Here is a 14060-nt window from a genome sequence, read left to right as displayed (position 1 = left end):
ACACACTAATATAGAGTAATTGTATATAAATATATATAATTATATTAGAACTAAAAAATAAAAACGCTTTACAAACAAGGGGGAAGAACGATGCTTGGGGTTTTTAAAAAACATAACAATAAAACAAACGTAAGTATACTTGAATTAAGTAAGAATCAACAAATCACTTTTAACGTTCCTACTAATTCTGAACTGAAAATTCAAATGGATATGCTACATATTTCAAAAGAAGATTTACAAATCGTAAAGGTACTACAGCCTTTTATTTATGAAGAAATTGATTGGATTACTGAAAAATTCTATTCCAATATTACAAAACAGCCTAATTTAATTACGATTATCGAACGTTATAGCTCTATTCCAAAACTAAAGCAAACTTTAAAAACACATATAAAAGAATTATTTAGCGGAGATATGCATGAAGACTTTATTGAACAACGTGTTAGAATTGCAAAAAGACATGTACAAATTGGGTTACATAGAAAATGGTATACTGCCGCTTATCAAGAATTATTCCGCTCTATCATGAAGATTTTAAAAACGAAAATTACAACAATTGACGATTTTTCTTATTCTATAAACGTAATAAACAAATTACTTACTCTTGAACAAGAACTCGTTATTGCGTCTTATGAATCTGAATATGAAAGAATGCAAAAAGAACTTGAAAAAGAAAAAGAAATAACAGCTATGACCATTACGCATATTGCAACAGAACTAGCATCTGTATCTGAAAAAACAAGTGCTTCTATTCAGCAGTTAACCGCTAAATCTGAAACGATTGTAGAAATTGCTAAAACAGGTACGTCATTAGCTACAACATCAGAAGAAAAAGCAAATAAAGGTAAAGAACAATTAAATGAGCAAAATAAACGAATGGAATACATTCAAACGAACATGGAAACGATTATTACAGATACACATGAACTTCTCGATATTTCTAACAAAATTAACGAAATTATAGATATTGTAAAATCAATTGCCGAGCAAACAAATTTACTCGCACTAAACGCTGCAATTGAATCTGCGCGTGCTGGGGAATTTGGCAAAGGCTTTTCTGTTGTAGCTGGAGAAATTAGAAAGTTATCAGAGCAAACGAAAGAATCTATATTTAACGTTACAAAGCTCGTTGAAAAAACAAATGAACAGATTGTTCGTGTCTCTTCTTCCGTGAAACAAATTAGCTCTCTCGTATCTGAAGGAACTGATAGTATGTCTGCAACGGATCAATACTTCCAAGAAATCGTAAAAGACATGTCTAACTCAAAAGAACAGAATAAAAAAATTGAAAATGAGTTAGAAACCATTTCACAAGTAATGAAAGGAATTCAAGACGATTCCTCAAAAATGGCTCTAACAGCTGATAGTTTACAACTAGAACTGAACCGATAGAGCGATTACAGTAGCGATTTTTTATCTCTACTAGCTCTTAGTATTCATCTTCCATCAAAAAAAGAATCCAAATTGGATTCTTTTTATTTTCTAAAGAATATTTTTTGACAATACACATAACTCATATAAACACCAAAGCTTTGCAAAATAAACAATGCTGGCACAATAAGATTATAATATGCCATATCGACTTGGAAGAGCTTTAACAATACGTATCCGCTAATTAACAATAAGAACAACATATATCCCTCGTTTTGTTGTTTCTTAATAAGGAAGTGTAATAGAGCTATAGTCATAAATAATGTTACCGCTATATATATCAGTTTTTCACATTTAAAAAGAATAGAATTTATTCCCTCATCTGAAAACTGATTTATCACCGGTTCTAAAAGTTTAAATCTTTCTCCCTCAATCTCTTTTAACTTTTGATCAATATGCTCTGTTACACTTTGATTTTTCGATACTTTTTCCTCACGTTGCGTTTTTCCAATTAAGACAGATTGAACATACGTCTCATTCGTAATCGTATATTGTGACAGTCCCATTGTCTTAATTCCATAATTCACACTAAAATGAGCACTATAAAACAGAATAAGTATCCCTATCGTCTTTAGTAACACTTTTTGTTTCGTTGCTGATTGAAACACTTCAATTAATAATACATATATCGTGATAAAAATAAGAAGAAATAATCCCATTGGGAAAATCATATTACTACATGCAAATAAAATCGCTGAAAACACCCACATATAAGGATGATCTAATCCTTTATATAAAAGTATGTAGCAAGCAAAATAAAATAAAAACATTGCAAGTGACTCAGGAGTTAATACGGAACTCATGAATATATTTGGAATATACAGAGCATAAAATGTGGAAGCAATACGACCGCATTCTTCTCCAAAAACCATTGCCGCAATACGATAAATAAAAAGTGCAGTTCCTGCGCAAAATAACACATTAAATAGTTGTAAAGCAAATAATGTATTACCAAATATACGAATAATTACTGACTCATATATAATAAACGGCAAATGAGTTATATTCCCTATATTATTACCAATTGCAATCTCCTTTGCAGACTCATACATCATTTTCATATCACCAATTATTGGAGCATCTACAAATAACAGCATACTAAGCCTCACAAGTATAGATACACTTATAAGAAAAATAAGAAATTGTTTGTCTGTAAAACGATATTGTAAAATTGATGCCACTAACAAAATGAGTATGACGAAAATTGCCAATATGATTGTTACACTTGTTGTACTTCCTCCAAAAAATTGCTTACTTGTCTCAAATGCTGTCCAACAACTATAAACAAAAAATGCGAGCATCGCACCAATCGTAATTTTATTGAAGAAAGATGAAAAATTTGTTTGTATATGATTCATATGTCCATTGCACCTCTATTTCCATTCATAACAAAACGATTCTATCATGAATGGGTACACGGCTGATAGGGAATTTCTATGACAAATACATAGTCATTACTTTTTACTTGCAATGTAAGCGAATCCTCTTTTACACTACATTTTAGATAAAATAAATTTTCTTTCAGTTACATGAATACAAATACAGAAGTTTAAATAATCCTCTTTTGGAATACGCTTTACTTTATTAAATATCTAATATGAGTAATCCACTTACACATATTATTCTGATTGAAAACAGACTATAGGGGCTGAATATATGGAAAAGAAATTCATGCGAGAATCAAAAGCAATTAAAACAACACGTGTTTTTCCTAACGATTTAAATAATCACCAAACACTTTTTGGAGGGAAATTATTAGCAGAAATTGATAGTATTGCTTCAATTGCGGCTGCAAGACATAGTCGTAAACATTGCGTAACAGCATCTATTGATTCAGTTGATTTTTTAACCCCAATTCACCAAGCTGATTCTGTTTGTTATGAAGCATTTGTATGTTATACAGGGAAATCTTCAATGGAAGTTTTCGTAAAAGTAATCGCAGAAAATTTATTAGCAGGCGAGCGTAGAATTGCCGCCACTTGCTTCATTACATTTGTGGCAATAAAAGATGGAAAACCTTCGTCCGTACCACAAGTACTTCCTGAAACTGAGGAAGAACATTGGTTACACACAACCGGTTCAGAACGCGCGGAAAATAGAAAAAAAGGACGTTTAAAAAGTAAAGAAATGGCTGAGGTTTTAACTTTAAATAAACCTTGGAATATTTAATACGATACTCTTCCATATACATGCATAGGTTCTTTCTTCCTTGCATGTATTTTTTATACAAAATATTCTCTCTTATCCTTTTATTCTCAATCTGTTCTCTTAAATCATGCACCAGCTTTTCCTTTATTTTGTTATACTGTTAATGGTATATTAAATAAAGTTCGTTTAAAAATAACCATAATATGATTAAGTATATAAGGGATGGTGCGGTAATGACTATTGAAGTACCAATTTCAATACCAAAAACGTTAATTATTATTCCAGCGTATAACGAGGAAGAAGCAATTGCAGATACATTAACAAGATTATTAAAACTAAAACAGCATTTTACTGGATTAAGCATTTGCGTTATTAATGATGGATCACACGATAAAACAGCTCAAATCGTAAAAGAATTTCCTGTTCACCTTGTGAATTTACCCTATAATCTAGGTATTGGCTCAGCTGTACAAACTGGATATAAATACGCATATGAGAATGGATATGATATTGCGATTCAGTTCGATGCTGATGGACAACATAACCCAGATGATTTATATAAAATTATAAAGCCTATCGCTGAAGATGAATGCGATATGGTACTAGGGTCACGTTTTACAGAAAAAACAGCATATAAAGGTAGTATTTCCAGAAGAATCGGTATTTTTTATTTTACTGCCCTATTGAAAGTACTAACAAAACAAACATTTATGGATCCAACTTCTGGATATCGTGCTATCAATCGAGAAGTAATTACAATTTTTGCACACAATTATCCAAAAGATTATCCAGAACCAGAAGTTCTTATTCATTTAAAAAAGAAAAAACTTCGCATTAATGAAATATCTGTAAATATGCAAGAGCGACAAGGTGGACAATCTTCTATCACACCTTTTAAATCTGCATATTACATGATTAAGGTAAGTCTTGCTATATTGATGCAAAAAATCGTGAAAGGTTGATAATAAATGCCTATAATTACCTTTTCATTCATCTTTATTTTATTATTATTATTATTAATTATTAATTCTATTCGTCGCGGAACTTTAGAAACGAAATATGCTGTTTTATGGATTTTCGTTTGTATTGCAATGGCTATTTTAAGTTCTACCGATAAAATTATAAACTGGATTGGAAAACTATTAAAAGTAGAATACCCCCCTTCCATTTTATTTTTATTTGGATTATTATTCTGTTTCATCTTAATTTTTGACCTAACAAGAAAAATTTCTAAACAACATCATCAACTTGTAACATTAACGCAAGATTATGCGTTACTAAAGCAAAAATTAAATGCAACTGAGCCAGACAAAGACTAATCTAATAGTTCAAAGCCAATATAAAAAACCTCTTAATTTATTTCAAAAATTAAGAGGTTTTTTATTCTCAATAATCATTTATTCCCCTTCACAATCGTTCCGATAAATATACCCTACTTACTAACTAAGTAAAAATAGTATAAATAAGAATTTCTATGCAATAAACATATTAAAGCCGTTTGAAATACGAGAATTAACCATAAGCCACCACCTTTTTAATAGAAAGTTGATTTACAAAGTTTATATGCGTTAAAATTATACAGATGTTCTTGTAATCTTCTTCCTTTCAAAAGGCTTGTATATATGGTGCAAGACATAAAAAACTTGAGGAGATAAAAATTCTATGATGGAACAAAAACAACTTGTTTCTGTTGTCATACCTCTGTATAACACGGAAAAATATATTGAAGAAACGATGCAGTCAATATTAGATCAAACATATAAAAATATCGAAATTGTAATTGTAGATGATGGGAGTAAAGATCAGTCACCTTCTATCGTAAAAAATCTTGCTGAAAAATACCCAGGGCAAGTAAAATACGTTCATCAAAAAAACCAAGGCGTTTCAGTAGCCCGTAATACAGGTATAGAAAATGCTAGCGGAGAATATGTCGCTTTCCTTGATAGCGATGACTTATGGCATCCAACTAAAATTGAGAAGCAAGTCGAAAGTATGCATAAAAACGAAATGGACGCGTGCTATTGTGGTTATATGAATTTCTACGAAGAAACAGGCGAGAAGGTTGAACATACAACAAACTTTGTTAAAGGTGATATGACAAAAGCATTCCTAACACATCAAGTTGTTGCTCAAACAAGTACTTGGATTTTCAAAAAATCTATCGTAATAGATCATAACATTCGTTTTACACCAGGATGTAGTTGGGGCGAAGACTTGGAGTTTTTATTTAAACTTATGAGTGTGACAAATGTATGCTATGTCGATGAATACTTAACATATTACAGAATCTTATCAGAAGGAAATCTTTCTTCTAAATATAAAGATTATGAATTAAAAACGGCAAAAGAGCTGGAAGTATTCAATCGTATGAAAGACTGGGTACATAATAAATCTCAAGATTTCATTACAAAAGACCCTCAGTCACTTATTGAGATTCTTGAGACTTATTTATTTCCTTATACAGTCATCAATAACTCTTGTATATATATTAAAGAAAACTCTCAATTAGATAAATCACAAGTTCAATTAATCAAGAAAGATATAAAGAAATATTGCCGTAAAATCTATTCAAAGAATGGAAAGCGTAGTAAAAAACTATATGCAATGCTTTGGTTTGTACGACTTAAATTTCTGTTTTCTTAAACTGAAAATATAACGATACTCTCTTTCTGTGAACAAATTAAAATTACAAATAGGACAAGCTAACCGGGTCCTAAAGAATAGAAAGGTCTTTTCTCATGAAAACAAATAAAATTCTAAAAAATGCATCCTACCTCTTTGTAGGAAACATTACTGTTCGTTTTGTACTGGCTATTGCAACAATTCTCTTTGCAAGATATGTTTCACCAGATGAGTACGGGATGTTTACAGTTGCATTAGCAGTTTCCGCTGTCATTTGCTATTTTACGGATGCAGGTTTGACACATACGTTTATGCGTGAAGGAACAAGAAGCAACGCGAACATTAGCGTATTAATAAGCAGTTATTTACGAATTCGTTTAGTATTAGCTATCGTAATTTCTGTGCTCTTCGCCATTTTCGCTCAGTTCTTCTACACTGATGCTTACTTACGTGCCATGGTATATTGGGTCGTACTACCAACTATGTTTGGAGCTACTTTACAAGGGGTTGGGATGGCCTATTTCCAAGTAACAGAGCGTATGCAATTCACAGCGATTATTTCTGTACTACAAGGTGTGACGGCCGCAGCTGCTCTTCTGCTAGGGATGTCATTTAAATGGTCACTTATGATGGTTGCTGCTATGTACGGAATATCTAGCCTTGTAACAGGAGTCATTGCCTTTATAATGACAATCCGCTATACAACAATTCATAAGGGTTGGAATAAAGGCATTTTAGATCAATTACTTATTTTCACAGTCAATGGCGTTATCATTATGCTTTTACCGCAGTTAGGTCCTATTATCTTAGAAAAAGTTTCAACGAAAGCACAAGTTGGATTCTTTGGGGCTGCCTATAAAATACCTGCTGTACTTTACCAAATACCTGGTGTAATTGCAGCAGCCTTTTATCCAAAATTGTTTGCTTTTGGAAACGAAAATAATATTGATGAACATAGAAAGCTATCTCAATTCGAATTAAAGCTTATGTCTTTCTTAGGGATGGGAATTTCTATCCCGTTTATTGCCGATCCAAGTTTTTGGATTGTAACTCTATTAGGTGAAAAATATGCACCAGCTGGTGATGCCCTTGCAATTTTAGCCTTTATGGTCATTTTACAATCTATCAACTATCCGCTTGCTGATAATTTAACAACAGCTGGTCAACAATGGAAACGTGCAACAACTATGGCAATTGGATTAGCTGTCGCTATCATAAGTTACATCATATTAGGTAGCCAATTTGGAATGATGGGAGCTGCTGTAGCTGCTATCCTCACTGAGATTACATTATTAATCGGATTTTCATTATTCGTTCGTAAAGGATTTTCATTACTATTCAAAGGAATAATATTCAATACACTAGCATTTATAATTAGTTATGCAATATACCGCACAGTACTAATTAGCTTACCACCACTAGTAGCTTTAGTACTTACTGGTATATTGTATGGCATTATTGGCCTTGCAATTGATCCACAAATACGTGGATTAATTTTAGGGTTTGTAAATAAAAAGCTAGGTAGATAAACAATAACAAGGCAAGCTTCTAAATTGTAAATAGAAGCTTGTTTTTTACTTATATACAATTCCCCTTCATAATAAAAGGTTCTAGGTACAACCCCAATATATTTCTCGTACTTCTCTCCACTTAATACAACTGATTTTTCCGTCAAATATAGTATTTCCACAAATTCATTGATCTGCTTATCAAACAGATCAATGAACTAGATCATTCCTCTTTTTACAGTTATTATTCGTTTTGTATATCCCGTTAATTCCCGTATGTGTTAAATCAATTCCTCACCTGTAATGGCACCATAACCTGATATGTTCCAATTTTGTCCATAGGCCTCGTCATGTGAAGCTAATTCAACTATTGCTTTTGCACCATCTGGTGTAAAAATATATTCACGGGCAATCTTTTTATCTTCAACAAAGCTAGACATTTTATTTGCAAGTATTCCTTTTAATGTATGATGGACAAGTGTGTTTTCTGCATTTGGACCATAAAAGTCTGGGAAATGAGCAATAAACATTCGTACATTAGCTTGTTTTGAAAATATATACATTTTGAAATGATGGCATTATATGAAAGAATTTAGTATCATGATTCAAGGTACTATTTCAAGTTGGACGGAGGATACTATGAGCTTATTAACAGTTGAAAAATTAGGACATACATTTGGCGATCGTACATTATTTAAAGATGTATCTATGCGATTACTAGCAGGTGAGCACGTTGGATTAGTTGGTGCAAACGGTGTTGGTAAATCAACATTCATGAATATCATTACTGGTCAGCTTATTCATGACCAAGGTCGTGTAGAATGGACACCGGGCACACATTACGGTTACTTAGATCAACATACGGTTTTAACGCCTGGACGTACAATTCGTGACATACTAGCGGATGCATTTTTACCGCTATTTGAAAAGGAAAAAGCTTTAAATGAAGTTACAGAAAAAATGGGAACTGCTACACCAGAAGAACTAGAAGAACTTCTTGAGCAAATGGCAGAAATACAAGATGCACTTGAAGCAGGTGGTTTCTATTTATTAGATATGAAAATTGAAGAGGCTGCACGTGGTCTTGGAATTGATGCAATTGGTTTAGATCGTGATGTTTCAGCACTAAGCGGTGGACAACGTACAAAAGTATTGCTTGCAAAGCTATTACTTGAACAACCAGAAGTGTTATTACTTGATGAGCCTACTAACTATTTAGACGTTGAACATATTCATTGGTTAACAAATTATTTAAAAGAATACCCACATGCATTCTTATTAATTTCTCACGATACGGAATTTATGAACAAATGTGTTGATGTTATTTTCCATCTAGAATTCACAAAAATGACACGCTATACAGCGACATATGAAAAATTCCTAGAACTAGCAGAAATCAATAAAAATCAACATATAAACGCTTATGAAAAGCAGCGCGAGTTTATCAAAAAGCAAGAAGATTTCATTGCAAAGAACAAAGCCCGTTATTCAACAACAGGTCGTGCAAAGAGTCGTCAAAAACAACTTGATCGCATGGAACTTATTGATCGCCCGGAAACAGCAATTAAACCTGAATTCTCATTTAAAGAAAGTCGTGCAAGTAGTCGCTTCGTCTTTGAAGGTGAAAATGTAGAAATTGGATATACACATCCGCTACTACCAAAGCTATCAATGACAATTGAACGCGGTGAAAAAATTGCTATCGTTGGATGTAATGGTGTTGGTAAATCAACGTTACTAAAAACAATTTTAGGTAAAATTAAACCTTTAAGTGGTAAAACAAGTCTTGGTGACTTCTTAGAGCCAGCATACTTTGAGCAAGAAGTTAAAGCTGATAATATAACACCAATTGATGATGTATGGAATACATTCCCTGGCCTAGACCAGCATCAAATTCGTGCGATGTTAGCAAAATGCGGATTAAAAAATGAACATATTTCTCGCCCGTTAAGTCAATTAAGTGGTGGAGAACAAGCAAAGGTTCGTTTATGTAAGCTAATGGGTGAAGAAAGTAACTGGCTACTATTTGATGAGCCGACAAACCATCTTGATGTTACAGCAAAAGCGGAACTTAAGAAGGCTATGAAAGCATATAAAGGAACAATTCTTCTTGTATGTCACGAACCGGACTTTTATGAAGATTGGATTACAAAGGTTTGGAACATAGAAGAATGGGCACAACAAAACTCTTAATTACCTAACCTGCCCTTTATACTGTAACTTAACGTACAAAGGGCAGTTAAGTTGAATCAGTAATAAATTTTGATAAGGGGTTTTCAAATATAATGGAAAGTACGTTCTCTCTCAAACTTAATACGTTTTTTGTGAAAATTTTATTAGTACTATGTCTAATTATTTCTGGTGCTATCACATGGCATTCGGTAGCAGTGATTAAAGAACATGATGATACTCGCCTCTTAGTTTTAGTACCAGTCCTTATTCTAATAGGTCTTGTATTTTTACTTTTTGGCTATATTTCGAATAAATATATGTCAAAATTGGCATTTTCTATCTCACTAATCATTTTGACTTTTTCTATTCGATTAATTTGGGTGCTCAATATTCAAACTCCTGTAGAAACAGACTTTGCAATGATGTACCATAGCGCTATACAAGCTGCTAAAGGAGACTTTAGTTTCGCACAAAATACTTATTATACTTCATGGGTTTACCAACTTGGATTTACAATGTACCAAGCCTTTATTATTAAGTTATTTGGCGAAGGGACGTTTCTCTTAAAATTTTTAAATATAATCTATTGTACAGGAACAACATTACTAATTTATAAAATAACTTCTTATATATTTAATGAGTGGTCTGGACGAATAGCTGGATTACTATATGCATTTTATATCCCAAGTATTGTATTGAGTTCTGTACTAACAAATCAACACCTTGCTGTATTTTTATTTTATCTAGGCTTCTATTTATTAATTACAAAAGGCCTAAGCAATAAGTATACGTGGATTTTTATAGGGGCTATCCTAGCTTTAGGAGACATCATGCGTCCACTTGGTGCTATAATCTTAATTGCAATAACTATATATGTCTTTTTGCAAGGTATATTAGGAAAATCAAGAAAAGAAATTTTTACTTCTGTAAAAAAACTTGGTGGCATTTTGATTGTATTTTTCCTTTTACATCAAATTGTAAGTTATTCATTTATATATTCCGGAATCACACAATACCCTCTATCTAATCGTGATCCGCTTTGGAAATTCACAGTAGGATTTAATCATGAAACAAAAGGTGGCTATTCTGGTACAGATGCGGAATATATTATGTCCCTTAAACTTGGCGAAGAACGAACTGCGGCTCAAAAAAAGCTAATTCAAGAGCGACTATCTGATCCACAGAAGGTTTTATCTTTATTTGGGGATAAATTTGTACTCATGTGGGCAGATTATGACTCCGCACCATTATGGAGCCTAGTAACATTGGAAAAGACAGATAAGGATATGGTGTCATTAAAAGAGGATCTTACAAAATATGAAAAGTATATGTATACTGCCGCTATGATATTTAGCACATTATCACTCCTTTATCTCATCCTAACTAAACAAAATAAAACACATTACACTCTATTTTTATTACTAATAATCGGTTATGTAGCTATTCATTTCTTAATCGAATACCAAACAAGGTACCGATACTTCATTATCCCTAGCTTTACAATAATTCAAGGCTACGGAATATATATTTTTTATAGTCTAATATCGAAAAAGAAATTCTCATAAAAAGAAAATAAGAAAATACCTTTCAAAATATTTATAATTGCCCTCAATTTTACTTATAATTTACATTTTGAGGGCAAATTTTTTATGATTAATTTCATTTAAAACTTGAAAATATGGTATAATTTTTATTTGTTGTATATGAATAACACTTCTATATTTTTTGTTTTACTTATATATTATTATAAACATGAGGATATTATTATGGAAAAACTCTTAAAGTTTGGCTTAGTAGGGATCTTTAATACACTCATTACAATTATTAGCTTTTGGATATTATTAAAATTCGGTATGAACTACCTTATTGCGAATACCATTGCCTATTCAATTGGTGTTGCCAATAGCTACTATTGGAATAAAAATTGGGTGTTTAAACCTAATAATAAAGGTAAAGGCTCGTCAATGTTCTTTAAATTTCTAACTGTAAATTTAATTGTATATGCTTTTAATACATTATGTTTATTTATATTAGTAAATAAACTTACCTTTAATGCATTAATTGCACAGATCTTCGCAATTGGTTTCGGAATGGTTATAAATTTTGTCCTTAATAAAATTTGGACATTCAACCAAACTAAAAAGGTGACTAATTAAATTTGAACAACTTATTAAAAATACGGAGGATGCAACATGCAAAAATTAATTTCGGTTGTAGTTCCTATGTACTTCGAGGAAGAAGTAGCACAAGAATGTTATAACCGTTTAAAGTCCGTTATGCTTCAAAATAACATTAATTACGAGTTTGTCTTTGTAAACGACGGTAGTACAGATCGCACAATGGAAATCTTATCTGAGATTGCAGCAAATGATTACCGTACAAAAATTGTTAATTTCGCACGTAACTTTGGTCACCAAGTAGCTGTTACAGCTGGTATTGCTGCCGCAAAAGGTGATGCTATTGTAATTATAGATGCAGACTTACAAGATCCACCTGAAGTTATTCCTGAACTTATTGCAAAATGGGAAGAAGGATATGAAGTTGTTTATGCAAAACGTAAGCAACGTAAAGGTGAAACTTGGTTCAAACTTTTAACAGCTAAGTATTTCTATAAGTTCTTAAACTACATGTCTGATATCGATATCCCAAAAGATACTGGTGATTTCCGAATCATCGACCGTAAAATAGCTGATGTTTTCAATCAAATGACTGAGCGAAATCGCTTCATCCGCGGTATGATGTCTTGGGTTGGCTTCCGCCAAACGTATGTTGAATATGAACGTGATGAGCGCTTTGCTGGTGAAACAAAATACCCATTAAAGAAAATGATTAAATTTGCATCTGATGGCATTATTGCATTTTCGACAAAGCCATTACGCATCGTTATGTCTTTAGGTTTATTATCAGTTCTTATTTCTATAATTGTCTTACTATATACAGTTACTGTGAAAGTCTTTGGACATGGAACGCAAACAGGTTGGGCGTCTATTATGGTTGCTATTACATTCTTTAGCGGTATTCAATTACTTGGTCTTGGAATCGTTGGCCAGTATATTGCTCGTATTTATGACGAAAGTAAAAACCGTCCGATTTATATCGTAAAAGAAACAATTAACATTGATGAAGAAGAGACTGCACTGCAAAAAGAAAAAGTGAATGCATAATAAAAAGGTAACAATGAAAACTATCATTGTTACCTTTTTATATTGTAATAGCTCATAAGCCTCAAACGAAATTCTTTTAAAGTTGGATATGCCTTTAAATTAAACAACATCCCTTGGATAACCGGAATTCTTGGATTTTGCATCCTCATTTCTGCCTCCAAAACATCTAATGTAACAAGCAATTCCTCATCTTCTAATTGATCCGCTAAAGTACGTTTAAACACAATAATTTCTTTTAAAAAATGTTCCTTAACCTGCTCCTTAATAAGCTCTGATTTACAAAGAAATTCTCCAAGCTTTTCTTCATGTAACACAGGTTCTTCTGAAGATTCTACCAATCCATCTACTAAATGATCCACTCTTTTCAAAATAAAAGCAGAGACGTAAGATAAGTCTATTTCTGGCGCTTGTAAAATAATTAGTTCTAAATATCCACGGCATATGCCTTCTACCATAATGACTAAATCCAATAAATATGGCATAACCTTATTACCATAAATAGACAGTAAACTATTCCGATAAAATGCGTGAGACTCTAACTTCATCCGCATCATAAATTCTTCTACTTCTTTATTAAAAGGAATCGCATTTTCCCTTGCATGCATAATAATAAATTCTTTATGCTTTTGTATATCATTAAACTGACAATGCAATTGTTTTGCAAATTTTTCACGTGGCAATAACGACTCTTTTTCAATATCCATCATTTTGTTTTGAATCTTGTCATAGTAATATCGAAGTGTCGCTAATAAAAGTTCCTCTTTTGATTTAAAGTATAAATAAAAGGCTCCCTTAGATATGCCACAAGCTGTCACAATTTCCTGCACTGATGTCGCATTTACACCCTTAGTCGCAAATAACTTCATAGCCATCTCTATAATTAAGCGCTCTTTTTCTTTCATATCATGTCTCTCCTAAATTTAATCTCGCATCTTATTATGAATGTATTATACCATCCCTTTTCATTGACGGCTGACCAATCAGTCAGTTATATTATGTATTAGACTGACCAGTT

Annotated in this window: 12 protein-coding genes and 2 pseudogenes; 11 read left to right on the top strand and 3 right to left on the bottom strand. The window is 32.3% G+C overall.

Features of this window, described 5'->3' with window-relative positions; genetic code table 11:
* Window positions 1-90 precede the first annotated feature (90 nt).
* Window positions 91-588: pseudogene (locus PDQ68_RS29025) on the top strand (protoglobin family protein); the annotation flags it as partial.
* 63 nt (window positions 589-651) lie between these two features.
* On the top strand, window positions 652-1392 hold the full coding sequence (locus PDQ68_RS29020) for a methyl-accepting chemotaxis protein (RefSeq protein ID WP_370530095.1): 741 nt from the start codon (window positions 652-654) through the stop codon (window positions 1390-1392).
* 83 nt (window positions 1393-1475) lie between these two features.
* Here PDQ68_RS29020 and PDQ68_RS17615 read toward each other — a convergent pair whose 3' ends face one another.
* The gene (locus tag PDQ68_RS17615) at window positions 1476-2789 is read right to left on the bottom strand and encodes an ArnT family glycosyltransferase (RefSeq protein ID WP_061184147.1); all 1314 of its coding nucleotides are present in this window, start codon (window positions 2787-2789) and stop codon (window positions 1476-1478) included.
* A 298-nt stretch (window positions 2790-3087) separates the two neighbouring features.
* On the opposite strand from PDQ68_RS17615, the gene PDQ68_RS17610 reads away from it, so the two are divergent.
* The 5 genes from PDQ68_RS17610 to PDQ68_RS17590 all read left to right on the top strand — a co-directional run bounded on the left by PDQ68_RS17610 (window position 3088) and on the right by PDQ68_RS17590 (window position 7730).
* The gene (locus PDQ68_RS17610; protein WP_000412121.1) at window positions 3088-3600 is read left to right on the top strand and encodes an acyl-CoA thioesterase; all 513 of its coding nucleotides are present in this window, start codon (window positions 3088-3090) and stop codon (window positions 3598-3600) included.
* Between the two features lie 212 nt (window positions 3601-3812).
* A complete protein-coding gene (locus PDQ68_RS17605) occupies window positions 3813-4541 on the top strand; it encodes a glycosyltransferase family 2 protein (protein WP_000151538.1) in 729 nt (242 codons plus the stop codon).
* Between the two features lie 6 nt (window positions 4542-4547).
* Complete coding sequence (locus PDQ68_RS17600) at window positions 4548-4898, top strand: DUF2304 domain-containing protein (RefSeq protein WP_001121774.1); 351 nt, start codon at window positions 4548-4550, stop codon at window positions 4896-4898.
* 343 nt (window positions 4899-5241) lie between these two features.
* Window positions 5242-6222, top strand: a complete 981-nt coding sequence (locus PDQ68_RS17595; protein ID WP_061184146.1) for a glycosyltransferase family 2 protein — start codon at window positions 5242-5244, stop codon at window positions 6220-6222.
* 95 nt (window positions 6223-6317) lie between these two features.
* Window positions 6318-7730: an oligosaccharide flippase family protein gene (locus PDQ68_RS17590; protein ID WP_016719048.1), complete on the top strand. Its 1413-nt coding sequence runs from the start codon at window positions 6318-6320 to the stop codon at window positions 7728-7730.
* Window positions 7731-7792: 62 nt separating this feature from the next.
* On the opposite strand, the pseudogene PDQ68_RS17585 reads toward PDQ68_RS17590, so the two are convergent.
* Window positions 7793-8260: pseudogene (locus PDQ68_RS17585) on the bottom strand (Rossmann-fold NAD(P)-binding domain-containing protein); the annotation flags it as partial.
* Window positions 8261-8348: 88 nt separating this feature from the next.
* On the opposite strand from PDQ68_RS17585, the gene PDQ68_RS17580 reads away from it, so the two are divergent.
* The 4 genes from PDQ68_RS17580 to PDQ68_RS17565 all read left to right on the top strand — a co-directional run bounded on the left by PDQ68_RS17580 (window position 8349) and on the right by PDQ68_RS17565 (window position 13045).
* Window positions 8349-9902, top strand: a complete 1554-nt coding sequence (locus PDQ68_RS17580; protein ID WP_029141243.1) for an ABC-F family ATP-binding cassette domain-containing protein — start codon at window positions 8349-8351, stop codon at window positions 9900-9902.
* A 92-nt stretch (window positions 9903-9994) separates the two neighbouring features.
* The gene (locus PDQ68_RS17575; RefSeq protein WP_016719052.1) at window positions 9995-11446 is read left to right on the top strand and encodes an ArnT family glycosyltransferase; all 1452 of its coding nucleotides are present in this window, start codon (window positions 9995-9997) and stop codon (window positions 11444-11446) included.
* Window positions 11447-11647: 201 nt separating this feature from the next.
* Complete coding sequence (locus PDQ68_RS17570) at window positions 11648-12037, top strand: GtrA family protein (RefSeq protein ID WP_016719053.1); 390 nt, start codon at window positions 11648-11650, stop codon at window positions 12035-12037.
* Window positions 12038-12073: 36 nt separating this feature from the next.
* Window positions 12074-13045, top strand: a complete 972-nt coding sequence (locus PDQ68_RS17565; RefSeq protein WP_016719054.1) for a glycosyltransferase family 2 protein — start codon at window positions 12074-12076, stop codon at window positions 13043-13045.
* Window positions 13046-13074: 29 nt separating this feature from the next.
* Here the strand turns inward: PDQ68_RS17565 and PDQ68_RS17560 are convergent, their stop codons facing one another.
* Window positions 13075-13947, bottom strand: a complete 873-nt coding sequence (locus PDQ68_RS17560) for a TetR/AcrR family transcriptional regulator (protein WP_061184145.1) — start codon at window positions 13945-13947, stop codon at window positions 13075-13077.
* Window positions 13948-14060 lie beyond the last annotated feature (113 nt).

This window comes from Bacillus cereus group sp. Bc010, assembly GCF_027716745.1.
Taxonomy (GTDB): Bacteria; Bacillota; Bacilli; order Bacillales; family Bacillaceae_G; genus Bacillus_A; species Bacillus_A pacificus.
The sequence above is the reverse complement of the archived record's forward strand: the minus strand, read 5'-3'. Positions and strand labels throughout refer to the sequence as shown.